This is a genomic window from Mesorhizobium sp. GbtcB19 (genome assembly GCF_019091085.1).
Taxonomy (GTDB): Bacteria; Pseudomonadota; Alphaproteobacteria; order Rhizobiales; family Rhizobiaceae; genus Mesorhizobium.
The window spans coordinates 103,837-127,018 of the sequence record NZ_JAGXJY010000007.1; the positions used below are offsets into that span (position 1 = coordinate 103,837).

A 23,182-nucleotide genomic window follows, 5' to 3' on the forward strand; every position below is an offset into this window, starting at 1 on the left:
ACCTGCGTGGGGCGAAACTTAGGCCGCGCCCATCACCTTGGCGGCCTTCTCGAAACGCTTGCGCTCGTTCGGGTCGAGATAGAGCTTGCGGAGCCGAATGGTCTTCGGCGTCACCTCGACCAGCTCGTCGTCCTGGATCCAGGCGAGCGCCCGCTCCAGCGTCATGCGGATCGGCGGCGTCAGCTTCACCGCTTCGTCCTTGCCGGCGGCGCGGATGTTGGTGAGCTTCTTCCCCTTGAGCACGTTCACCTCAAGGTCGTTGTCGCGGCTATGGATGCCGATGATCATGCCCTGATAGACCTTGACGCCCGGATCGATGATCATCGGGCCGCGGTCTTCCAGGTTCCACATCGCATAGGCGACCGACTCGCCCTGTTCGTTGGAGATCAGCACGCCGTTGGTGCGGCCGGGCAATTCGCCCTTGTAGGGCTCATAGGCGAAGAACAGCCGGTTCATCACCGCGGTGCCGCGCGTGTCGGTCAACAGTTCCGACTGGTAGCCAATCAGGCCGCGCGTCGGCGCGTGGAAGACGAGGCGCTGGCGGTTGCCGCCGGAGGGACGCAGCTCGACCATCTCGGCCTTGCGCTCCGACATTTTCTGCACGACGACGCCGGCATGCTCCTCGTCGACGTCGATGACGACTTCCTCGACCGGCTCCAGCAATTCGCCGTTCTCGCCTTTCTGCATGACGACGCGCGGACGCGACACGGCAAGCTCGAAGCCCTCGCGGCGCATCGTCTCGATCAGCACCGCAAGCTGCAATTCGCCGCGGCCGGAAACGAAGAAGGAGTCTTTCTCAGCCGATTCCTCGATCTTCAGCGCCACATTGCCCTCTGCCTCGCGCAGCAGGCGGTCGCGGATGACGCGGCTGGTCACCTTGTCGCCCTCGGTGCCGGCAAGCGGGCTGTCATTGACGAGGAAGGACATGGTCACGGTCGGCGGATCGATCGGCTGCGCATGCAGCGGCTCGCTCACCGCCGGGTCGCAGAAGGTGTCGGCGACGGTGCCTTTCGACAGGCCGGCGATCGCGACGATGTCGCCTGCCTGGGCTTCGTCGATCGGCTGGCGCTCGAGGCCACGGAAAGCGAGGATTTTTGAGACGCGGCCGGTCTCGATCTGCATGCCGTCATGGTGCAGCACCTTGACCGCCTGGTTGGCCTTCAGCGTGCCGGACTCGATGCGGCCGGTGATGATGCGGCCGAGGAACGGGTTGGCTTCGAGGATGGTGCCGATCATGCGGAACGGGCCGGGATGGACCGTCGGCGCCGGCACATGCTTGACGACGAGGTCGAACAGCGGCGCCAGGCCCTGGTCCTTCGGGCCTTCGGGGTTTTCCGAAACCCAGCCGTCGCGGCCCGAGCCGTAGAGGATCGGGAAGTCGAGCTGCTCGTCGGTGGCGTCGAGCGCGGCGAAGAGGTCGAACACCTCGTTGACCACTTCGATGTGGCGCGCGTCCGGACGGTCGATCTTGTTGATGACGACGATGGGGCGCAGGCCCACTTTCAGCGCCTTGCCGACGACGAACTTGGTCTGCGGCATCGGGCCTTCGGCGGCATCGACGAGCACGATGGCCGAATCCACCATCGACAGGATGCGCTCGACCTCGCCGCCGAAATCGGCGTGTCCGGGCGTGTCGACGATGTTGATGCGCGTGCCGTGCCAGTCGACCGAGGTCGCCTTGGCCAGGATGGTGATGCCACGCTCCTTTTCGAGGTCGTTGGAATCCATGGCGCGCTCGGCGACGCGCTGGTTGTCGCGGAAGGCGCCGGACTGTTTCAGAAGCTGATCGACCAGCGTGGTTTTGCCATGGTCGACGTGCGCGATGATCGCGATATTGCGGAGGTTCATTTTTCTGGTCTCGGGAACGTTGCAGGCAGCAGGCCCAAAAGCGCCGCCTTTTTCGGTTGCGCGGCTCATACAGGGTTTTTCGCAATTGCGAAAGGGGAGGCCCGACCCCAAATACATGGTCACTGATTCTTAAACGTCTTGGTGTGAAATGATTCCGTTAACCAAGGCGGAACCTTTGAGGGGCCGGGCAGTTCGATGTTCATGAGCGATCAGATGTCCAGATTGCGTCCGGTTTTCGCGTGGGCAGCGCTTGGCCTGCTCGTAGCGGCGGGCGCCGCGCAGTCGGCGGCCGCGCTGCGGGAAGCCGATCCGATCACCCCGCCCGATGCCAGAACCGCGCAGCAGATGTTCGCCGACGCCCCCGACGGCGTCGATCCCGTCGTGACCGGCCCGGTCAGCGCCGCCTTCAAGCAGCGCCAGAAGGATGCCAACTGCGACACGGCGGTTTGGCCGAACATTCCCCGGGCTTGTTATCCGGATTGACGCCCTTCATCGCATTCCGAATTAAGTTCTGGATCGCCACGGCGCCTAACGTGACGGCATGTATCGACGCGGAATGCTGGCCCAGGGTGCGTTGAGATTCAGGTCAGGCCGAGCCGAGAACGCTGGTTGCCGAGAACCGGAGCGGAGCGTACTTGAAGTACGTGAGCACCGGAAGCGCAGGAAACCAGCGTTCGCAGGCCGGCATCACCTGAATATCAATGCAGCCTAAGCCGACCGCACCGGATCCAACGTCACCTTGTAAAGCTCGTTGTCGTCGCGATCCATCAGCCGCACGGTGAGCTGTTCCGTCGCGCCCGAAATATCGACCAGACCGAAGAACTGCAGGCCGGCCGACGGCGGCAGGTTCTGGCCCTGCTCGGCGGTCGGCGCCTTGATGAATTTCAGCTCCGGCCCAAAGGTCATGTCGAGGTCGTTCGGGCCGAAGGTGCCGGCATGGATCGGGCCGGAGACGAATTCCCAGAACGGATTGAAATCCTGGAACTGCGCCTTGTCGGGGTTGTAGTAATGCGCCGCGGTGTAGTGCACGTCGGCGGTGAGCCACACCGTGTTGGTGATGCCGGCATTCTTGATGAAGCGCAGCACGTCGGCGAATTCGAGCTCGCGCCCCTTCGGCTTGCCATTGTCGTTGTTGCTGACGGCCTCGAAGCCGACCTTCTTCGCCGCATCGTCCCAGACGACGAGGCTAAGCGGCATGTCGGCGGCGATGATCTTCCAGGTCGCCTTGGAATTGGCCAGCTCGCGCTTCAGCCACTTGGACTGCTCCTCGCCGATCATGCGCGACTTCGGCGTCAGCGTTTCATCCAGATTGGCGCCATTCGGGCCGCGATAGGAGCGCATGTCGAGGAAGAACACGTCGAGCAGCGGCCCATGCGAGATCTTGCGGTAGACGCGGCCCGGCTCCGACGGCTCGTAGCGGATGGTCGTCATCTCATGGAAGGCGCGCGCCGCTCGCGCCGCCAGCACATGGATCGACTTTTCCTTGTAGCGGTCGTCCTTGCTGAGATCCTTCGAATCCGACCAGTTGTTCAGCACCTCATGGTCGTCCCACTGGTAGAAGGTCGGGCAGATCGCGCTGAGGGCCAGCACGTTCTTGTCCATCATGTTGTACTTCCACTGGTCGCGATACTCGTCCAGCGTCTCGGCAACCTTGCGCTTGCCGTCGATCATGACGACGTTCTTCCACTTGCCGCCGCCGGGCAGGTCGACCTCGTCCTTCATGGCGCCGTCGGCATAGATCGTGTCGCCGGAGTGCAGGAAGAAATCCGGCGTGTGCTTGGCGATGGTCGCATAGGTCTTCATGCCGGTCTCGTCGATGCCCCAGCCCTGGCCGGCGGTGTCGCCCGACCAGGCAAAGCGGACGTCGCGCTTCGAGGACGGCGCGGTGCGGAAGCGGCCGACGATCGGCTCGGAGACGGCATTGATGTCGGAGAGGTCGGCCGCGACCATGCGATAGAAGATGTCCTGATCGGAGGCGAGGTCGGTGAGCAGCCGCTTCGCCGTGTAGTCGCTGGCCGGCGAGGTATCGAGCGGCGCAAGCCTGGTGGCGTTTGCAAAACTTTCGGTCGTCGACACTTCATACATAACGCGCGCCGGACGGTCGGTGCGGGTCCACACCATGCCGGACGTGGCGTCGACGTCGCCGGACTGGACGCCATGGGTGAAGGCCGGACGCTGGCTGGCGCGGGAATAATAGGGCAGCGCGAGCCCGGAGGCGCCGACAAGGCCAAAGGCGCTGGCCGAGGTGACGAAAGCGCGGCGGGTGAGGGAAAGCTTGTTCATGGCTGTCTCCGGGATGGCGTCGAACGGGACCGCCAAGCTCTCGCCTCAATGTTTCAGGCGTGTCTCGGAACCATGAAGTTTTGATAACAGTGCACTCTTCTCCTTCTCCCCTTGTGGGAGAAGGTGGATCGGCGCGCAGCGCCGAGACGGATGAGGGGTGTTCCAGCGGAGTGAGACACCGATGTTCCTGTGGAGTGAAGCGCTGGCGTTCCAGCAGAATGGGACGCCGGCTTTCCCTGGAGCACCCCTCATCCGACCGAGCTTCGCTCGGCCACCTTCTCCCACAAGGGGAGAAGGGAAAGATGCGCCTCAAGCTGCCTGCGGCTCCGGCTCGAAGGCCGGTCTGCTGGTGTTGATCAGCAACGAGATGCAGGCCGCCGCAATACCGGTCATGCCGGCAATCAGGAACGCAAGCTCGTAATTGCCCTGCAGCTCGCGCATCGTCCCGCCGAAAGCGGCGGCGGCCGCAGCACCGATCTGGTGGCCGGCGACGATCCAGCCGAAGACGATCGGCCCGCTGCGGTCGCCGAAGGCCTCGTTGGCGAGCCTAAGCGTCGGCGGCACGGTGGCGATCCAGTCGAGCCCATAGAGCACCGCGAAGATGATCAGGCTGGTTCCCGAAAAGCCGGAATAGGGCAGGTAGATCAGCGACAGGCCGCGGATGGCATAGTAGACGCCGAGCAGCTTGCGCGGATCGAAGCGGTCTGTCAGCCAGCCGGACAAGGTCGTGCCGATCAGGTCGAAAATGCCCATCAGCGACAGCAACCCGGCCGCCTGCACTTCGGGGATGCCCATATCGCCGCAAAACGCGATGAGATGGGTGCCGACGAGGCCGTTGGTGGTGAAGCCACAGATGAAAAAGGTGGCGAACAGGTACCAGAACACCCTGGTGCCCGCGGCGCGCCGCAGCGTGTTCAGCGTATGCGCCAGGAAGTTGCCCTGCGACGCCGGCGACACTGGCGGCACATCGTTCGCATCGGCGCCGTAGCGCACCTGGCCGATCGAAGCGGGGCGCTCGGGCACCAGCAGCAACACGAACGGTATCAGGGCCGCCGTGGCGATCGCCACCGCAATGGCCACCGGCTTCCAGCCGCCGCTCTGCGCCAGCGAGGCGATCACCGGCAGGAAAATCAGCATGCCGGTGGCGCTGGAGGCCGACATCAGGCCCATCATCAGGCCGCGATTGGTCTTGAACCAGCGATTGACGATTGTCGCGCCCAGCACGCTCGCCACCGCGCCGGAGCCGATGCCGGAAAACACGCCCCAGGTGATGAAGAGATGCCAGGGCTCAGTCATCAACAGGCTGAGGGCCGTCGATCCCGACATCACCAGCAGCGCGCCGAGCAGCGTGCGGCGGAGCCCGATGCGCTCCATTAGCGCCGCCGCGAACGGGCCGGTAAGACCGTAAAGCAGGATGCCGATACTGGCGGCCCAGGAGGTCACGTCGCGGCGCCAGCCGAAGCTCTCTTCCAGCGGAACCATCATCACCGATGGCGCCGAGCGCAACCCGGCCGCGATCAGGAGGCAGAAGAAAATGACGGCAACGACGACGAAAGCGTAGCGCTGGCCAAACGGACGGGATTGAGCTATCATGTTACTGACCGGTACGTTGCAATGGAATGACGCCATACATACGTACCGGTCGGTAACATTGTCAAGCGAGTTCTCTGTATGCCATCGGACAAAAAAATTGAAACGTCGATCAGCGAGGTCCCGGCCCCAAGGGCGGCGGACAAGATCCTCGACGTGGCACGCGACCTTTTTTATCGCGAAGGCATCAGGGCGATCGGCGTCGACGAGATCGTCAAGCGCGCCGGCGTCACCAAGCCGAGCCTCTACCGCAGCTTCCCGTCCAAGGATGAGCTCGCCGCCTCCTATCTGCGCAAATATGACCTGGAATTCTGGGAACGCTTCGACGAGGCCGTTAACGCGCATCCCGGCAATCCGCGCGCGCAGATCATCGCTTTCCTGACCCGCGTCGGCAAACGCACCCAGAAGCCGGATTACCGCGGCTGCGGCATGACCAATGCCGCGGTGGAATATCCCGAGCATGGACATCCCGCGCGGGTGGTGAGCGAGAACAACAAAGTGGAACTGCGCCGGCGCCTGCGCGCCATGGCGGCCGCGATGGGCGCGCCCGATTTCGACACGCTGGGCGACGGCCTGCTACTCCTCATCGAAGGCGCCTATATCAGCGGCCAGCTTTTCGGCCGTGGCGGACCGGCGGCGTCGGTGGCCCGCAACGCCGACCTCCTGATCGAAGCCAGCTTGAAGAAATAACAAACGGCGTTACGCTTTCGGCAACTCGAAGCGGAGTTTGCCCGTCATGCGTGCCCTTCTGATCCCGCTTGCCCTCGCCGGTTTCTGCCAGGCGGCACAGGCCGGCGAAATCTCCAGCGCCTACACCGATCTCGACTCGAAGAAGGACTGCGTGACCTATGCCCAGGCCGCCGAAGGCGACGGCGACTGGGCGAACCTGGTCTGCTCCGGCTATCGCGGCTATCCGGTGCTGATCGGCTACGACGATGCGCGGGAGTCCGTCTATTACGGCTTTCCGTCCGACGACATGACCGCGGTCTGGGAGAGTTTCACCGCCTTCAACGGCTCCGGCCCCAAGGTGGAATGGCGCATCGAGACCAATGGCGACGTCGCCATCCCCTTCGCCGCCATTCATCGCCGTTCCGTCAGCAACCCAGAGGACGACAAGAAATCGACCGATGTGCTGGTCGTCGCCAAGGTCGCGCAACCGGAAGAGCGTCAGGGCTGCACCGTCGGCCTGGTGCTTGCCACCGGCAACCCGCAGGCCAACGACCAGGCCCGCAAGCTGGCCGACGAAAAGGCCAAGACCTTCGTCTGCGGCAAGGACAAGCGTGAAGTGATCGGCGACGTGCCGCCCTTCGGCCGGGTGGACAACTGACCGCCGGCCAACCATTAGGCCAATGCCGGATTGGGTTCCCATTCGCTGGCGGGCCTAGTAAACCCCTTGCGCGATCTATGCCGGTCTCGGGAGGTTCCGCTTGTCCAGTTCTGTCAGTGTCGCGAACAAGAACGGCGTGGCGGTAGTCACCATCGACAACCCGCCGGTCAATGCGCTTAGCTTCCACGTCCGCAAGCCGCTCCATGAGGCACTGACCGCGCTGCGCGACGATCCCGCCGCCAGGGCCATCGTCATCGCCTGCGCCGGACGCACCTTCGTCGCCGGCGCCGACATCACCGAATTCGGCAAGCCGGTGGAGCAGCCGGAGTTGCGCGCCATCATCGCCCTGCTCGAAACCATCGCCAAACCGACGGTGGCCGCCATTCACGGCACGGCGCTGGGCGGCGGGCTGGAGTTGGCGCTCGGTTGTCATTTCCGTGTCGCCGATCGCGGCGCCAAGCTCGGCCTGCCGGAAGTGAAGCTGGGCCTGCTGCCGGGCGGCGGCGGCACAGTGCGGCTGCCGCGCCTGGTTGGCCCCGCGAAAGCGCTCGGCATGATCGTTTCCGGAACGCCGATTTCGGCGGACGAGGCGAAAGCAACTGGTCTTGCCGATGCGGTTGTCGATGGCGACCTGTTGGCAGTGGCGGTTCGTTTCGCCAACGAAATGGCTGATCGCGGCGGCCCGTTCGCGCCGGTGCGCGACCGCAATGACCGCCTCGCCGGGATCGATCTCGCCGCGTTCGACGCCCAGGCGGCCGATCTGGCCAGAAAAGCCCGCGGACTGGAAGCGCCGCTCGCTTGCGCCGAGGCCGTGCGCAACGCGATCACCTTACCGTTCGACGAGGCGCTGGCCGCCGAACGCCAGCTCTTTGTAAGACTTGTTTCCGGCGACCAGTCGCGCGCGCAGCGGCATCTGTTCTTCGCCGAGCGCGAGGCGGCGAAAATTCCCGGCAAGGATCTGCGGAAGCGCCAAATCGCCCGCGTCGGCATCATCGGCGCCGGCACCATGGGCGGTGGCATCGCCATGGCCTTCGCCAATGGCGCTCTTCCGGTGACTTTGCTGGAGACAAACGCGGAGGCGCTGCAGCGCGGGCTGGCGACGATCGAGAAAAACTACGCCGTCTCGGTCAGCCGTGGGTCGCTAGGTGAAGATGCCAAGCGGCAGCGGCTCGGGCTGTTCAAGGGCAGCACCGACTATGCCGATCTCGCCGACTGCGACCTGATTATCGAGGCCGTGTTCGAGGACATGGCAGTCAAGAAAGAGGTCTTCGGCAAGCTCGATGCAATCGCCAAACCCGGCGCGATCCTCGCCACCAACACCTCCTATCTCGACGTCGACGAAATCGCCGCCTCGACTTCGCGTCCCCAGGATCTGCTCGGCATGCATTTCTTTTCGCCGGCAAATGTCATGAAGCTCTTGGAGATCGTGCGCGCCGAAAAGACCGCGCCCGACGTGCTCGTGACGGTCGCCGATCTCGCCCGGCGCATCGGCAAGGTGGCGGTCGTCGTCGGCGTCTGCCACGGCTTTGTCGGCAACCGCATGCTGTCCGCGCGCGGCGCCGAGAACGAGGCGCTGCTGCTCGAGGGCGCGACTCCCGGCCAGGTCGACAAGGCGTTCACCGATTTCGGCTGGCCGATGGGGCCGTTCCAGATGGGCGACCTCGCCGGCCTCGACATCTCCTGGCGCAACCGCAAGGCGCGCGGCCAGACGGCAGTGATCGCCGACACGCTGTGCGAGCAGGGCCATTTCGGCCAGAAGACCGGAAGTGGGTGGTACCGCTATGAGGCTGGCTCGCGCGAGCCGCTTGCGGATCCGGAGGTCGAGGCGCTGATCCGTGCCAAGGCGGCGGAACGCAGCATCACCCGGCGCGAGATCGGCGCCGACGAGATCATCGAGCGCACGCTTTATCCGCTGGTCAACGAAGGCGCGAAAATCCTCGAGGAAGGCATTGCTGCGCGCGCGTCCGACATCGATGTCGTCTGGGTCAACGGCTACGGTTTTCCCATCGGCAAGGGCGGACCGATGTTCTGGGCCGGGCTTGAAGGCGCAGGCAAAATCGTCGAGCGTCTCGGGCATTGGCACCGGCAAACTGGCCGGGCGATTTTCGAGCCGGCGCCGGTGCTAAGGCGGTTTGCCGAGACGGGCGCTTGGGAAGCCCTGTAAAGGGCTCAACGTCGCATTCCTTCGCGCCGCCGCTGCCCCGCCGACGTTTCAGTCCATCGAAGTCGCGCCGACACCGTCGGTTGCCCTCTACCCAAGCTAAGCAAGATCGCGGTCCTTCGCGCGCCCCTCTGCCCTGCCGGGCATCTCCCCCACGAGGGTGGAGATTGGCTGTGTCCACGGATCTGCCACCCGCGGCCACACCGGCCGCGTCAGCTTCTTGTAATCCGTCTTGGCCGGATTGCTCGGATAGGAACTCGGCGCGGCGACATAGATGATCTCGGCGGCGATCGGTTCGAAGCCGGCATAAAAATGGTTGGTCGACTTGATCAGCAGGATGTCCTTCGCCATCGGATCGATGCCGATGTTGGAGAAGACATCCGGCTCGAAGGTCTGGGTGCGGTTGGTGTTCAAGATGATTTCGACCTCGGTGCCTTCGATGCGCACCACCGCCGACGGTCCCAACGTCACCCGGCTTGGGCCGAAACTCTGCCAGCCTTCGTTGGCCGTCTTGAGCACCGTGACGCGCGCGTCGATCGGTTCGCCGGCCTGCGGTCCGGCCTTGCCGCCGAAGCGCAGGTCGATGACGGCGCCCTCGCCAGCGGCATGGCAGAAGGTCACCGCGATCGGGTCCCAGATGGTCGCCACGCCGACATTGTTCACCCCACGCGCAAGCAGCTCGCGCAGCACGAAGGTGCCGTCACCCGGCACGCCGCCGCCTGGATTGTCCCAGATGTCGGCGATCACCACTGGCTTGTCCTTGCGTTCGGCCCGCACGGCAAGCGCCTGGTCGATGCCCGCCGAGGCGGCGAGCATCGTCATGGCGGTTTTCTCGCGCAGCGCATAAAGCTCGCGTCCCAGCGTTTCCGCAAGCGTGTCGCCTTTCGCCTTGTCGTTGTCGGTGACGACCAGGATGCGCGTGCCCATTTCCGGGACGTCGGCGGCCATGAAGCCGTGGATGACCGAGACCGAGAGCACGCCGTCCTTGCCGTGCAGCGCCTTGATCTTGTCGACGAAGGAGCGCATCGGCTCGCGGCTGGTCGGCAGCACCTGGATCATGCGGCAGTCGAAGGTCGAGATCACCGGCTTGATGTCACCGCGCGCCGCCGCGAGGCCGAGCTCGACGACATGCTCGCCGCGCTCGTAGAAATCGGTGTGCGGGAATTCGAGGAAATAGGCCATGACATTGCAGGCCGCCACGCGCTTCGGCGTCAGATGGCTGTGCGGGTCGAACTCCGAAGCGATCACGACTTTCGGGCCGACGATGGCGCGCACGCGCTCCAGCAGGTCGCCTTCGCAATCGTCATAACCTTGCGCGACCATGGCACCATGCAGGCCGAGGATCACGGCATCGACCGGCAGCGCGGCCTTGAGCTGGCCAAGGATCTCGTCGCGTAGCGCCTCATAGGTCTGCCGCTGCACCAGGCCACCGGGTTCGGCCCAGGTGGCGGTGCCCTCGATGACCGTCAGCCCTTCCCTGGCCGCGCGCTTGCGCAGCGCGACGATGGGCGAGGAGCAGAGCGTCGGCGTTTCAGGATGCTTGCCCGGGCCGGCATAGAAAGCCATCTCGAAGGAGGCCCGATCGGTCGGGATCGGCGAGAAGGTGTTGGTTTCCGTCGCCAGCGAGGCGGTGAAGATGCGCATGAACTTTTCCTAGGCGGAGCTATTTGACGGCCCCGAGCGCCAAGCCCCGGACGAGATAACGCTGCAGCCAGATGAAGAGGATCGCCACCGGCAGCGTCGCCAGCAGCGTGGCCGCCATGACATGGTGCCATTCGATCGTATAGCGGCCGGCGACGAGGGAAAAAACCTGGATCGGCAGCGTATAGCTTTCCTGGCTGCGCAGCATGGTGAGCGCCACGACGAACTCGTTCCAGGCGTTGATGAAGGTGAAGATCGCCGTCACGGCGATCGCCGGCAGGCAGAGCGGCAGGAACACTTTGCGCAGCGTCAACCAGCGGCCAGCGCCTTCCATCCAGGCGGCTTCCTCGAGGTCGCGCGGGATGGTGTCGAAATAGCTCTGCAGCATCCAGACCGTGAAGGCGACGTTGAAGGCCATGTAGATGAAGCCGAGCGCCGTCGTCGACTCGACCAGCCCCCAGGCGGCCATCAGCCTGAACAGGCCGAGCACCAGCACGATCGGCGAGATCATCTGGGAGATCAGCAGGAACTGGCGGAAGGCGCCATAGCCGGCAAAGCGGAAGCGCGACATCGCATAGGCCGCCGGCACCGAAATCAGGATCGCACCGACCGTTGCCAGCGCCGAAACATAGAGCGAGTTGACGAGCGCCTGGCCGAAGCCGGTCGCGACCCACATGTCGGAAAAATTCGACCAGTGGAATTCGCTCGGCCACCAGGTCGGCGTCAGCACCTCGGTGCGCGGCTTGACGGCGGTGAGAAACATCACCGCGAAGGGGAAGATCGTGACGACGATCAATGGGGCCAGCAGCATCCAGGCGATGACGGTGCGTTTGAGTTTCGGGGTCATACGCGCTGCTCCCGCATGGCGAGGCGCACATAGATCATGGTGAAAAGGAGCAGGATCGCGAACATCACCAGCGACACGGCGGAAGCCTCGCCCAGTTTGCCGATGCGGAAGGCGAGCTTGTAGAGATGCGTGACCAGGATATCGGTCGAGTTCGCCGGCCCGCCCTGCGTCATCACCCAGATGATCGGGAAGGAATTGAAGACGTAGATGGTGTTGAGCACGATCGCGATGTTGATGAACGGCTTCAGCAACGGAAAGGTGATTTCGCGAAACTGCTGGAAATGCGTGGCTCCCTCGAGGGCTGCCGCCTCATAGAGATCGTCCGGGATCGACGACAGTCCGCCGAGGAAGATCGTGGTGGTGAACGGCACCGTCACCAATATGCCGATCAGCACCTGCATGGGGAAAGCCGTCTCGGCGCTCGCCAGCCACTGGATGTTCTGGCCGATCAGCCCAAGCTTCATCAGCGCCGAGTTCAGCATGCCGCTTTCGCCGCTGAGCGCCCAGCGCCAGACCACCGCGGTCATGGTCAGCGACACTGCCCAGGGCAGCATGATGATGACGCGGGCGAGGCCGCGGCCGTAAAAATCCATGTTGAGGATCATCGCCACCGGGATCGACAGCAGCAGCGCGCCGCCGACCACCAGTAAGGTCCAGAGCCCGGTGCGCCAGAGCGCGGCGACAAAATCGGGGTCGGCGAACAACTCGGTGAAATTGGCGAGGCCGCTGAACTCGCGCAACTGGCCGAAGCGGTTGACGTCATGCGTCGCGATCTGGATCAGGTCCCAGACCGGCCAGAAGATGACGATCGCCGCCAGGAACAGGCTGGGCAAGGTTAGGAGATAGGGCAGGATCCGGCTTTGCATCGGCCTATGGAGTCACGCTGGAACTTGGCTGGTGCCGGCTTCGCGGCCGAAGATGGGTGTGGCGCGCCCCGCGGGGGTAGGGCGCGCCACGGGGCGCAGGGAGAGACGCCCTATTTCTTCAGCACACCATTGGCCTTGGCCGCCGCATCCTTCAGACCGGCCTCTGGATCGCCGCCGAGATAGATCTTCTGCATGGCGTCGGAGGTGATCTGAGCAATCTCTTCCCAGCCTGGGATGACCGGCGCGAAGCGGGCGTCGGGCAACAGCGCGGTGAAGGCGGCGAGGTCGGCGTTGTTGACGTAATAGTCCATCTTCGCTTCTTCCTTGTTCACCGGCAGGAAGCCTTCGCCTTGCGTGAACTTGGCGCGCTGCTCCTTGGTGAACAGGAAGTCGAGAAGCTTCCAGGCCTCATCCTTGTTCTTGGAATTCTTGAACATGATGATGGAATCGGTGACACCATAGGTGCCGCGCGCGCCGGTCGGGCCGGCGGGAATGGCGGCCACGCCATATTTCAGGCTCGGTGCTTCTTCCTTGATCTGGTTGGACAGGAAGGGCGCGGTGATCATCATACCGACCTTGCCCTGCTTGAACAGGTTCTGCACGTCCTCGCGGTTGTTGGAGGTGACGCCCGGCTCGGTCAGGCCCTCGTCGATCATCGACTTATAGAGCTTGGCGGCTTCGAGCGCGCCGGGCGTGCCCAAGCCGGAGGTACCGTCCTTGTTGAGGATCTCGGTGCCCTGCGACCACATCGCATAATAGTAATAGACGTCGGTCTCGATCTCCTTGCCCTGCAGGCCGAAGCCGAAAGCGCCTTGAGCCTTGATCTTGCGGGCGTCTTCCTGCAGCTCGGTCCAGGTTGCCGGCGGCTTGGCGATGCCGGCCTTCTCGAACAATTCCTTGTTGTAGTACATGGCGCGCGCTGAAGCCGCGATCGGCAGGCCGTAAGTGTGGCCGTCCATGATCGAGGGCGACAGGAAGGTGTCGATGAAGCGGTCCTTGAACTCGGGCTTGATGTAGCTGTCGAGCGGCTCGGCGACACCCTGCTGCACGAAATCGATCAGCCAGCGGGTGCCGATGATCGACAGGTCCGCATTGGTGCCGGCGGTGATGTCGGTGGTGAGTTTCTGCAGCAGCACATCCCACGGCACCACCTCATATTTGATGGTGATGCCGGGATTGGCCGCCTCGAATTCCTTCTTGACCGCTTCGAAATAGGGGCCGGTCTTGGCGCTGTACTCGGCGACGGTGACGCGCACCTCGCCGGCATCGGCGGGCGCTGCCAGCGCCAGCATGCTCATCCCGGCCAACAGGCCGACAGTCCATTTCGCAAGGCTCATCTGATCTCTCCCATTGATGCGCATTCGCGCCTGGCCCTTCAGGGCACAGGTTTTATGTTACTTTCCTACATTATCGCTGGTTTTCGCCAATGCAAGCGGTTTATCGTGTTGCTTAATTACATTTTGTTGGGTAGCGTTCTGTCGCAGTCTGGCGTGGCGGAGGAACGCGTATCGTGGTGTCGAAGGCCGATTTCGAGGGCAAGACAATTGTCGTCACCGGCGCCGGCGGCGGCCTTGGCTCGGCGATCGTACAGCTCATGGCCGAGCGCGGCGCGCGCATCGTCGGCTGCGATCAATCGGCGGAGGCCTTGGCCAGCCCGCATATCGCCTCGCGTCACGTCTTCAACCTGCTCGACCGGGCCTCGATCGAAGCTGCGATCGCCGCGCTGCTCGACAGAGACGGCGTTCCCGACATCCTGATCAACAATGCCGGCTGGACGCGCGCCGAGACGCTGAAGGCGCTGACGGCGGACAAAATAGAGCAGGAGCTCGATCTCAACCTGACTGGCGTGATGACTTTCGCCGATCCGCTGATTAAGGCAATGGCCGCGCGCGGTTCGGGCAGCGTCGTCTTCATTTCTTCGGTCAATGCTATCGCGCATTTCGGCAATCCGGCCTATGCCGCGGCCAAGGCCGGCATCAACGCCTATGCTAAGTCGATCGCCGTCGAGCTTGGCCGCAGCGGGCTGCGCGCCAATGTCGTCTGCCCGGGCTCGATCCGCACCGCCGCCTGGGACCATCGCCTGACGAAGGATCCGGAAATCCTCGGCCGGCTGCAGCGGCTCTATCCGCTTGGCCGCATCGTCAATGCGTCGGAAGTGGCCGAAGCCGTGGCTTTCCTTGCCTCGGAGCGGGCTTCCGGCATAACAGGTGCCGTGGTGCCGGTGGATGCGGGACTGACAGCCGGCTACCTGCCCTTCATCGACGATATTCTGGGAGCGTGACATGACCGGCGTCCAGTTCCGCAACCTGTCGAAATCCTTCGGCCAGCACAAAATCCTCGAGGACATCAACCTGGATATCCGGACCGGCGAGTTCGTCGTGCTGGTCGGCCCGTCCGGCTGCGGCAAGTCCACGCTGCTGCGCATGCTGGCCGGGCTGGAGACGATCACCTCCGGCGATCTCGTCATCGGCGGCACCCGCGCCAACGAGCTGCCACCGCAGAAGCGCAACATCGCCATGGTGTTCCAGTCCTACGCGCTGTTCCCGCATCTGAAGGCTGCCGAAAATATCGGCTTCGGTCCGAAGATCCGCGGCGAGACGCGCGCCGCGATCGACGACAAGGTGAAGAAGGCGTCCGGCGTGCTGAACCTCTTCTCCTATCTCGACCGCTACCCACGGCAATTGTCCGGCGGCCAGCGTCAGCGCGTCGCCATGGGCCGCGCCATCGTGCGCGAGCCTTCGGTGTTCCTCTTCGACGAGCCGCTCTCCAACCTCGATGCGCAACTGCGCGTGCAGATGCGGACCGAGATCAAGGCGCTGCACCAGCGGCTGAAGTCGACCATCGTCTATGTCACCCACGATCAGATCGAGGCCATGACCATGGCCGACCGCATCGTGGTGATGGATCGCGGCCGCATCCAGCAGGTCGGGCAGCCGCTGGAGCTTTACGACAAGCCGGCCAACAAATTCGTCGCCGGCTTCATCGGCTCGCCGTCGATGAGCTTTGTCTCGGGCGCGCTGAAGACGGCCGGAGCCGAGTCCTGGTTCGAGACCAGCAGCGGCGGCCGGCTGGCGCTTGCCGGCAAGGCAGGATCGGGAGGTGACACGGTCGAGGCCGGCATCCGGCCGGAGCATTTCGTCGTCGGGGCGGCGGACGATGCTATCGCGATCAAGGTCGATGTCGTCGAGCCGACCGGCTCGGAAACCCATGTCTATGGTTCGGTCGGCGGCGACACGGTGCGCGCGGTGTTCCGCGATCGGCTGCAGGTGAAGCCGGGCGACCGACTGCCGGTGAGCGTCGATCCGCGCAACATCCACCTGTTCGACAAGGCGACGGGCCTGCCCCTGTGAAAACGCCGGCCGACATCATCACCCGCCTGCAACTGATGTCGCAGGACGGCACCAAGTCGGATCGCCGGCTGGCCGGGCTGGTGCTGTCCGATCTCGACTTCGCCTCCAAGGCGGCGATCTCGGAAATTGCCGCGCGCGTCGGCGTCAGCGAGCCGACCGTCACCCGCTTCTGCCGCAATCTCGGCTGCGAGGGTCTGCGCGATTTCAAATTCTACCTCGCCCAGGCGATCGCCATCGGCGGCCAGTATCTGTCGCCGGAACCGCTCAGCCGCGACGCGCGCGAGCAGCGCATCGCCTCGGCCATCACCGAGGCCGCGATCGCCGCCATCCAGCGCGCCAGCGAAAACCTCGACATGACGACGCTGATGGATGTCGCGGCCCGCATCGCAAGGTCAGGCAACATATTGTGCATCGGCTCCGGCGGCATTTCCTCGATGATGGCGACCGAGATGCAGAACCGGCTGTTCAGGCTCGGCCTCTCGGCGCTCGCCCAGATCGACGGCCAGCTGCAGCGCATGTATGCCGCGGTCGCGACGCCGGAGACGACGCTGGTCGCGTTCTCGGTGTCGGGCTATGCGCGCTCGGTGATCGAGGCGGTCGAGGTTGCGCAGCAATATGGCGCCGCCACCGTCGCCATCACCGCGCCGGACTCGGCTTTGGCCAAGGTCGCCGACACGGTCATCCTTTTGCAGCCCGTCGAGGACGGCAACATCTACAAGCCGACTTCGTCGCGTTACGCGCTTCTGGCCATCGTCGACATGATCGCCACCACGGTGGCCGAATCGCGCGGGCCGAAGGTCCTGGAGAATTTGCGCCGCATCAAGCAGAGCGTGAACACGCTGAAGGTGGACGACCCACGGCTGCCGCTGGGGGATTGAGCGATTGCAGCGGCTTGCGCCGTCGAAGCTGGCGTTCTTTCGCGCCCCCTACGCGATGTACATCTTCTGTGACTGGCATGACTGATCGGCCGGAGGCTTGATTGCCGCGTGGTTCCCCCAATCCGTCGCTGCTTCGCAGCGCCACCTTTCCCCCCTCCGGAGGGAAAGGAAGGGAGCCTTGCTGGATCAGCGTTGACGGCAAAAAAGCTTGGCGCCTTTCCTCTACCCCGTCGATCGGGGGAGAGGTGGCTCGGCGAAGCCGAGACGGAGTGGGGGTCGACCCAGCGCTACATAAGACAATGCATGCGCCAGGCTGCCATGCACGCTATCGCCCAAGACCAGTTGCTCGGAAATGTGGTGCATGCCGTAGCCTCAGCCTGGCAGGACAGAGGGGGGCGCTGTCCCGCCAGCATTTCAAATTTGGGGTTGCCCAAAAGCCTCGACGCTCTTCGCCAGCGCTGCTCCATCCCCCACCACCCGCAGCGTCTTCAACCGGGACGTTCCGCCGGCAACCACCGAAACGGCCGACGCAGAAACACCCAGTGCTTTGGCCAGCATCCGTTCCAGCGCCGTGTTGGCGGCGCCGTTCTCCGGCACGGCGCGGACCCGCGCCTTGAGATGACTGCGACCGTCCGCTGACGTTACGACACCGTCGATCCGGTCAAGCGCCGCTTTTGGCGTCAGCCGCACGAACAGGTCGATGCCGTCGTGGCGCAAGCGGAAGAGGCTCATGCATATCGGCGCAAGTTTAGTTGAAAAGGGACCTGACGGTCGAGTTGAGGAAGCTTTCTAGGAAAAAAACGATCACCAGCACAACGAGTGGCGATATGTCGATGCCGCCGAGATTGGGCATGAAGCGACGGATCGGCCGGAAAGCTGGCTCGGTCAACTGGTAGAGCATATTGCCGACACTGCTAACAAACTGGTTGCGCGAGTTGACGACGTTGAAGGCATATAGCCAGGAAAATATCGCGGCAGCGATAACGATCCAGCCGTAAATGCTTAGCGCGTAGATAAGAGTGTCGATAACCGCGTTCATTCGAGGCTCCGTTGATTGCGCGACATGTAGCCATTGCGTGCCGAACCGGCAAGGCCCGCCGGGCACGGCGGATCGAAGCGTTTCGCCTTGACATCAAACCGCCGCGACCGATACAAGCCGATCCGCTGGAACGGGGCTGTAGCTCAGCTGGGAGAGCGCATCGTTCGCAATGATGAGGTCAGGGGTTCGATCCCCCTCAGCTCCACCAGCGGAATCCAGACAACGAAATGGTCGGCAGAAGTAGCTTAGCTATAGCTTGCTACCATCCTTCGCCGCCCATTTGTGCAGCGTGTCCCCGTCGGGGCCTCGGTTGATTGACACTTCGTCCTAAAGCCAAGACATTCAAGTCAAGTGGCGCAGGGGGGCGGATCACGTGTTCAAGGCATCGGTGGCTATTGTCGCTGTCGTCTTCTATCCGATGACGGCAATGGCTGAGAAATGGAACAACGATCCTTTCATTGTCGCAGCCATGGCAGCCGGTGCAAACAAGGTCTGCGATTTCGAGGCCACAGGCGGCGCTCGTCTGACAAAGCGTGCGAAGGCACTTATCGCCAAATCGCGAAAGAGCGATCCGACCCGGTGGAAGTACGAGTTTGAGAAATGGATGCCGGATAAGTCTGAGTGCGGTGACCTGATGCGCGACATGGAGATCACGCATATCTACGCTCCGTTCTACCTGCTTGAAGTCGTTCCCGACCATCCCTGAGGCTAGCCGCCTCCCCCTCAGCATTTTGTGATTGCCGGATTTCGGGCCACGCGCCTGGAACCAATGACGGGTCGAGACTGTTCAGCTAAGCTTTGATACGACGCTGACATGCCCGGCCGGTTGGGCAAGCGGCGATCCTTGAGGAGTTCCCATCATGCAGATTTTGTCCAGATTCCGTTCCGTCGCGGTTGCCGCAATCGCGGCCGCCGGCGTGAGCTTTGCCAGCGCCGCGCATGCCGACAGCGGCACGATCCGTTTTTCCGTCTACAAGGCGGCCTTTTTTATCGGCGGCTCCGGCGGCGAAGGTACGCTGAGCTTCCATGGCAAACGCTATCCGATCTCGGTCGGCGGCGTCTCGGGCGGCCTCGCCTTCGGCGCCTCCAAGACCTATTTCCAGGGCACGGTGCGCCACATTCGCCGTGCCAGCGACGTGACGGGTGTCTATGGCGCGGCCGGCGGCGGCGGCGCGCTCGGCAAGGGCGCGCAGGTGATCGTCATGACCAATGACAAGGGCGCCCAACTCGAGCTCACCGGCAGGCAGGTCGGCCTGCAGGTCAACGCCGATCTCAGCGGCATCAGCATCGCGCTGAAGCGGTAGGGGCCGCACGCCCGGTCTTCTTGGATGGCCGGCGAAGGCGCTGCATGGGCGCCGAATGCCGGCCATTGGAGACCGAGAGGCGCGCAAGCAGGCCATTTGGCAGGCGAAGCGCGGCTCCGGGCCTCAGGCGATCTCAATCGTCCCAATCATCCCAATTGTCTTCGTCCCGCGGCGGGTAGTTTGGAACGACCCGGATAATCGGCCGCGGACGCTGATAGCGCCAGTAATATTCGTCCGGCGGCTGCGGCTCATAGCTGCGGTAGGCAGGCTGGTAGTAATGCTTCCGCTTCCAGTGCTTGTGCTTCTTGTGCGGCCGCACGCAGTAGCCGTCGTCGGTCAAATAGGCGCATGTGACACGCGCCTCCTGCACCAGGCTATTTCTGGCCGGCACGCCAACCATCGGCGCCGCCTCGACCGCCGGCATCACCGCCAGCATGGTCCCGGCAAGGGCAAGAACAGATATTTTCATCGGGCCTCTCCAACTCTCCAGAATAAGGCCGGAAGAACGTCCTGATTGGGGGCGATTTGCGGCAGCCGAGATCACTTTGATTTTCGGCCGCACATATGAGCGTTAGATCATGTATTGGGCCGGCGTCAGGCTGGAGGTCACGAGAGCGACCGCTGTCTTTCATACCATCCCGCGAGTGGCATGCGTTGGAGACTGGCCGAAATGTCCATCGCGATCATCATTCTAGGGCGGAGCAGGAGCGAAGCTCCGTCGCGAAGACCCTAGAATCCATACCGTTACCTTCGCCAAGCAGTGCAACGGAACAGAATTCTGCACCGTGGCGGCGCTTCCAAGTCACGGCATGGATTCTATGGTCTGCGCCGCGTCGCTTCGCTCCTTGCTCCGCCATAGAATGACGAGGTTGGGACGGCTTCACCAATCCCACGCGGTTGCGCTGATTTCACGGAAATAAATGGAAATGTTGCGCCGATACAAACGGCAACCTTGCAAAATCCCTGTGTCGGGGAACTAATTCGCCAGCTGATCGAGAAGCGTGTCTATTTCCCCTTTCTTCGGGGCTTCTGGCGAAGCAGGAGCGGCTTGCTGGTCGACGGGGGCGGGTTCCGCCGCCGGCGCTGCGGCCTCGGCTTCGGTCTCGCCACCCTGGTTCGAGCTTGGCGGCGGCGCCGCGTTTTCCGCATTGCCGTTGTCTGGCGCCACGGCTGCTTCCGGGGCGGCGGGCGGCGCTTTGGGCCGGGGCGCGGCGTTGCGCAGAATGTTGCCGATCAGATCCGCCGCTCCCTTGCCGTCGCCATTCGCGCCTGTCTGGCCCGGGATCAGCTTGTCGAGTTTCAGTTTTCCGGTCGGCAGCCCAAGGCGGCTCAACATATCCAGCGCGCCCTGCGGGTCTTTGGCCAACGCGCTCAGGTCCGGATAGGCACGGGGCGCGGACAGCGGACCCTGGACAACGATCGGCACTCCGATGCCCTTCACGGCGACGTCGCCTCCCTGCCCGTCGAGCGAAGCGACGACGCGCGGGTTGAGATGCATGTCGAGCGTCTGGTCGGCAAGGTCGACCTTGCCCGAGCCGTCCATCCGCAACAGCGGTCCCAACAGGCTGATGTCCGTCGTCTGCGCGACGCCGTTCTCGACCGCGAAAGAGGCGCCGAGTTCTGTGAAATTCGTCTTCTTGGCCTGATCCTGCTTGAAGCCGCCGGCGAGCAGTCCGACCAGGTTGTTGTAGACCTCGGCCATGTCGATGCCGCGGAAGGCGCCGTCGCTGAATTTGGTCGCCGCCTTGCCGGTAAGGGAACGGGCAAGCGATTTCGTGGTCTTTCCCGAGCCTGAAACCGCGACCGTCGCCTCGAGCGTTCCTTCGATGCGGTCAAAATCCGCCGCATCGTGAAGCAAGGGAGCCGCGGCCGCGCCGGCGATTGCGGTGTTGAGGTCCAGGGAAGCGGCATCGCCGGAGCCGTCGGCGGTCATTTCCGTGGCAATCGTGCCGCCGTAGAAGGGGCTTTGCGGCACATTCAGGTGAGCCTTGCCGTCGGCCACCGTCAGGACGGTCGCGACCGGCCCCGCGAAAACCTTGCCATAGCCGAGCTTGTCCGCGGCGACCTCGATCCTGGCATCGATTCCCCTGAGGAAGGAAAGATCGACCGGAGCGTCGGCTGCCCCGCCCGGTTTCTGCTTGCCGCCGGCCGCGGCTCCGCCGCCGGCAAGCGCCGCAAAATCGAGTTTCGCGAAATTGAGCGACGTCCGGATGGTAAGAGGCTGCCCCAGTTTCACCGAGCCCTGCCCTGACGCCTTGACGCCGTTCAATGTGGCGGTGGCCTTCTGGAAGGAGAACTGCTTCGGGCCGGCATCGACATCGCCTTTGAAGGCAAAGTCCTGCAGGCCGCGGGAAGCGCCTTGTCCCAGCCATTGCATCAGCTTGTCGAGCGAGGGCGATGTGGCCGAGACCTGGCCCTTGAACGTGCCGCCGCCCCCGGCAACGCCGCTTATGCTGCCTTCGAGGTATTTGGAGGAAACCGAAAGGCTGATCGGCCCGGAAGCGTCGGCAACAGAGGCGTGGCCAAGAAAGGATGCGGGCGCGATCTGGGATTTGAACGCGACGGCCTGTCCCCGCCAGGCGAGCTTGCCCGTCAAATCGACCGGTTTGCCGATGTCGCGAACCTTCGCGTCGAGATTGAGCCCGGTGATGTCGTTGGCCGTTCGATCCTGGCCGTTGGCAAGCGCCGCGAGCGGAAGCTTGCCCTCGCGAATCCCGACCGTTCCCTGCAGGTTGAGGCTGCCGCGGATGCGTTCCGCGGTGAGGCCGCGAAACGCGAACCCCATATCGGCCGTGAGCTTGCCCGACAACGGCACTGATTGTCCGGCCAGCTTCGCCAATGAGCCGATGTCCAGCCCCGAACTCGCAATATTGCCCCGTATGGTCGGCGGTGTTTCACCGACATTCGTCGAAGCATTCGCGGTGAGGCTTCCCGCGTCGAGGCCGAAATGCTCCAGCTTTGTCTCGAGATGCCCGTCGCTCAGCGTTACGGCGAGCTGAACGTCGGAAGCCCGTATCTTGCCGCCGATCAATTCATCGACTGTCACGCTGATGTCGGCGTCGAAAGCGGCCAGCATGGCAAGGCCGGGCTCTCCGGAACCGGCCGGAGATTTGCCGGCGCCGGAATCGCCCTGTCCAAGATCGCTCAACGCGTCGATGTCGATGCGCTTGGCCGAAAGGTCGGCGAAGAAGTGTTGCCGCGCGCCAGGCTGAAACAGCGCGTCCATCCGGAAGCTCTGGTCGCCGATATCGAACTTTCCGCCCTTGATCTGATAACTGCCATTGCCGTTGAGCTGGATCTCGCCGCTCGCATGGAGGGAAGAGAATTTGGCAACAGGCGCCGGATCGAGCCGCGCCTCGATGGCGAGCTGGGCCGGGAGCTGCCGCAGGATCGGCCGCAGCGCCGAAAGGCTCCCGCTCATTTCAATGCGGCGGCCGTTGCTGGTGCCGGCCAATGAGAACGAGGCCTCGCGGTCGAGGTCCGGGACCCTGAGATCGGCGTCGATTGCCGTCACCGTGGCGGACTTGCCGGTCGAAGTGTCCGAGGTAAGGGTACCGTTCGTGATGGTCAGCTGGTTGATCGCCAGCCGCTCGAGCGTATCGACGATCGTCGCGAACGGATCGGACGGATCGGCTTGAACATCCTGCGGTGCCGGAGCCGACTCGGCGTTCGCCGAAGCCTTGAGCGCGATTGTCGGCTCCGTCAGCGCGACGGACTGTATCTCGAGCTTTTTCGACCAGAGCGACGACAGCGTTATCGACGTCGAGAACCGCGGAGCGGATATCGCGATGTCGCCTGTGCCGGTCGAGAGCGAGATATCGTCCGCGACCACCGCCAGCCTGGGCAGCAGCGACAGCCTGACTGGTCCGTCGAGCCGAATGGTCATTCCGGTTGCGGATGACAATTGCCGGCTCAATTCGGCGCGAACCCAGTCGGTCGAAACAAGCGCGGGCAAAAGCAAGAGCAGCCCGACGACAAGAACGACAGTTACGGTGAGTGAAGCGACGATTTTTCTCACATCGACCCGCCAGCATGATCGGAAGAATCA

General features: G+C 63.7%; 20 protein-coding genes and 1 tRNA gene. 10 read left to right on the forward strand and 11 right to left on the reverse strand.

Annotated features, from left to right (window positions below; translation table 11 throughout):
• Positions 1 to 18 precede the first annotated feature (18 nt).
• Positions 19 to 1,848: a translational GTPase TypA gene (typA, locus tag KVT37_RS14615; RefSeq protein ID WP_217574084.1), complete on the reverse strand. Its 1,830-nt coding sequence runs from the start codon at positions 1,846 to 1,848 to the stop codon at positions 19 to 21.
• A 201-nt stretch (positions 1,849 to 2,049) separates the two neighbouring features.
• Here typA and KVT37_RS14620 point away from each other — a divergent pair, with 201 nt between their 5' ends.
• Positions 2,050 to 2,331 (forward strand): hypothetical protein, encoded by a 282-nt coding sequence (locus KVT37_RS14620; protein WP_217574086.1) that lies wholly within the window; start codon positions 2,050 to 2,052, stop codon positions 2,329 to 2,331.
• 225 nt (positions 2,332 to 2,556) lie between these two features.
• Here the strand turns inward: KVT37_RS14620 and KVT37_RS14625 are convergent, their stop codons facing one another.
• Together KVT37_RS14625 and KVT37_RS14630 are read right to left on the reverse strand one after the other, a co-directional pair.
• Complete coding sequence (locus tag KVT37_RS14625; RefSeq protein ID WP_217574088.1) at positions 2,557 to 4,131, reverse strand: alkaline phosphatase; 1,575 nt, start codon at positions 4,129 to 4,131, stop codon at positions 2,557 to 2,559.
• Between the two features lie 309 nt (positions 4,132 to 4,440).
• Complete coding sequence (locus KVT37_RS14630) at positions 4,441 to 5,724, reverse strand: MFS transporter (protein ID WP_217574090.1); 1,284 nt, start codon at positions 5,722 to 5,724, stop codon at positions 4,441 to 4,443.
• 78 nt (positions 5,725 to 5,802) lie between these two features.
• On the opposite strand from KVT37_RS14630, the gene KVT37_RS14635 reads away from it, so the two are divergent.
• The 3 genes from KVT37_RS14635 to KVT37_RS14645 all read left to right on the forward strand — a co-directional run bounded on the left by KVT37_RS14635 (position 5,803) and on the right by KVT37_RS14645 (position 9,212).
• Positions 5,803 to 6,411 (forward strand): TetR/AcrR family transcriptional regulator, encoded by a 609-nt coding sequence (locus KVT37_RS14635; protein ID WP_217574092.1) that lies wholly within the window; start codon positions 5,803 to 5,805, stop codon positions 6,409 to 6,411.
• 46 nt (positions 6,412 to 6,457) lie between these two features.
• Complete coding sequence (locus tag KVT37_RS14640) at positions 6,458 to 7,048, forward strand: hypothetical protein (RefSeq protein ID WP_217574094.1); 591 nt, start codon at positions 6,458 to 6,460, stop codon at positions 7,046 to 7,048.
• 100 nt (positions 7,049 to 7,148) lie between these two features.
• The gene (locus KVT37_RS14645; RefSeq protein ID WP_217574096.1) at positions 7,149 to 9,212 is read left to right on the forward strand and encodes a 3-hydroxyacyl-CoA dehydrogenase NAD-binding domain-containing protein; all 2,064 of its coding nucleotides are present in this window, start codon (positions 7,149 to 7,151) and stop codon (positions 9,210 to 9,212) included.
• Positions 9,213 to 9,308: 96 nt separating this feature from the next.
• Here KVT37_RS14645 and KVT37_RS14650 read toward each other — a convergent pair whose 3' ends face one another.
• The 4 genes from KVT37_RS14650 to KVT37_RS14665 form a co-directional block, all read right to left on the reverse strand.
• On the reverse strand, positions 9,309 to 10,853 hold the full coding sequence (locus KVT37_RS14650) for a M81 family metallopeptidase (protein WP_217574098.1): 1,545 nt from the start codon (positions 10,851 to 10,853) through the stop codon (positions 9,309 to 9,311).
• A gap of 19 nt (positions 10,854 to 10,872) precedes the next feature.
• Positions 10,873 to 11,697, reverse strand: coding sequence for a carbohydrate ABC transporter permease (locus tag KVT37_RS14655; protein WP_217574100.1), 825 nt, complete (start codon positions 11,695 to 11,697; stop codon positions 10,873 to 10,875).
• Positions 11,694 to 12,563 carry a carbohydrate ABC transporter permease gene (locus KVT37_RS14660; RefSeq protein ID WP_217574102.1) on the reverse strand — a complete coding sequence of 290 codons (870 nt, stop codon included), beginning with the start codon at positions 12,561 to 12,563 and terminating at the stop codon, positions 11,694 to 11,696. Before KVT37_RS14660 ends, KVT37_RS14655 begins: the two co-directional genes overlap by 4 nt.
• A 110-nt stretch (positions 12,564 to 12,673) precedes the next feature.
• Positions 12,674 to 13,900 carry a sugar ABC transporter substrate-binding protein gene (locus KVT37_RS14665; protein ID WP_217574104.1) on the reverse strand — a complete coding sequence of 409 codons (1,227 nt, stop codon included), beginning with the start codon at positions 13,898 to 13,900 and terminating at the stop codon, positions 12,674 to 12,676.
• 173 nt (positions 13,901 to 14,073) lie between these two features.
• Here KVT37_RS14665 and KVT37_RS14670 point away from each other — a divergent pair, with 173 nt between their 5' ends.
• Genes KVT37_RS14670 through KVT37_RS14680 form a run of 3 tightly spaced genes read left to right on the forward strand, consistent with a single transcriptional unit; the run spans position 14,074 to position 16,791 of the window.
• Positions 14,074 to 14,844, forward strand: a complete 771-nt coding sequence (locus KVT37_RS14670; protein ID WP_217574106.1) for an SDR family NAD(P)-dependent oxidoreductase — start codon at positions 14,074 to 14,076, stop codon at positions 14,842 to 14,844.
• A 1-nt stretch (position 14,845) separates the two neighbouring features.
• Positions 14,846 to 15,913, forward strand: coding sequence for an ABC transporter ATP-binding protein (locus KVT37_RS14675; protein ID WP_217574108.1), 1,068 nt, complete (start codon positions 14,846 to 14,848; stop codon positions 15,911 to 15,913).
• Positions 15,910 to 16,791 carry a MurR/RpiR family transcriptional regulator gene (locus tag KVT37_RS14680; protein ID WP_217574110.1) on the forward strand — a complete coding sequence of 294 codons (882 nt, stop codon included), beginning with the start codon at positions 15,910 to 15,912 and terminating at the stop codon, positions 16,789 to 16,791. Before KVT37_RS14675 ends, KVT37_RS14680 begins: the two co-directional genes overlap by 4 nt.
• A gap of 414 nt (positions 16,792 to 17,205) precedes the next feature.
• Here the strand turns inward: KVT37_RS14680 and KVT37_RS14685 are convergent, their stop codons facing one another.
• On the reverse strand, positions 17,206 to 17,523 hold the full coding sequence (locus KVT37_RS14685; protein WP_217574112.1) for a DUF167 family protein: 318 nt from the start codon (positions 17,521 to 17,523) through the stop codon (positions 17,206 to 17,208).
• 16 nt (positions 17,524 to 17,539) lie between these two features.
• The gene (locus KVT37_RS14690; RefSeq protein WP_217574114.1) at positions 17,540 to 17,830 is read right to left on the reverse strand and encodes a YggT family protein; all 291 of its coding nucleotides are present in this window, start codon (positions 17,828 to 17,830) and stop codon (positions 17,540 to 17,542) included.
• A gap of 132 nt (positions 17,831 to 17,962) precedes the next feature.
• Between KVT37_RS14690 and KVT37_RS14695 the strand changes: the two genes are divergently transcribed.
• From KVT37_RS14695 to KVT37_RS14705, 3 genes are all read left to right on the forward strand, one after another.
• Positions 17,963 to 18,038, forward strand: a tRNA-Ala gene (locus KVT37_RS14695).
• Positions 18,039 to 18,203: 165 nt separating this feature from the next.
• Entirely contained in the window at positions 18,204 to 18,536 is a 333-nt protein-coding gene (locus KVT37_RS14700; protein WP_217574116.1) for a hypothetical protein, read from the forward strand.
• A gap of 154 nt (positions 18,537 to 18,690) precedes the next feature.
• Entirely contained in the window at positions 18,691 to 19,134 is a 444-nt protein-coding gene (locus KVT37_RS14705; protein ID WP_217574118.1) for a hypothetical protein, read from the forward strand.
• Between the two features lie 133 nt (positions 19,135 to 19,267).
• Here the strand turns inward: KVT37_RS14705 and KVT37_RS14710 are convergent, their stop codons facing one another.
• Both KVT37_RS14710 and KVT37_RS14715 read right to left on the reverse strand, forming a co-directional pair.
• Complete coding sequence (locus KVT37_RS14710) at positions 19,268 to 19,603, reverse strand: hypothetical protein (RefSeq protein ID WP_217574120.1); 336 nt, start codon at positions 19,601 to 19,603, stop codon at positions 19,268 to 19,270.
• A gap of 507 nt (positions 19,604 to 20,110) precedes the next feature.
• The gene (locus tag KVT37_RS14715; RefSeq protein ID WP_217574122.1) at positions 20,111 to 23,152 is read right to left on the reverse strand and encodes an AsmA family protein; all 3,042 of its coding nucleotides are present in this window, start codon (positions 23,150 to 23,152) and stop codon (positions 20,111 to 20,113) included.
• Between the last annotated feature and the right edge of the window lie 30 nt (positions 23,153 to 23,182).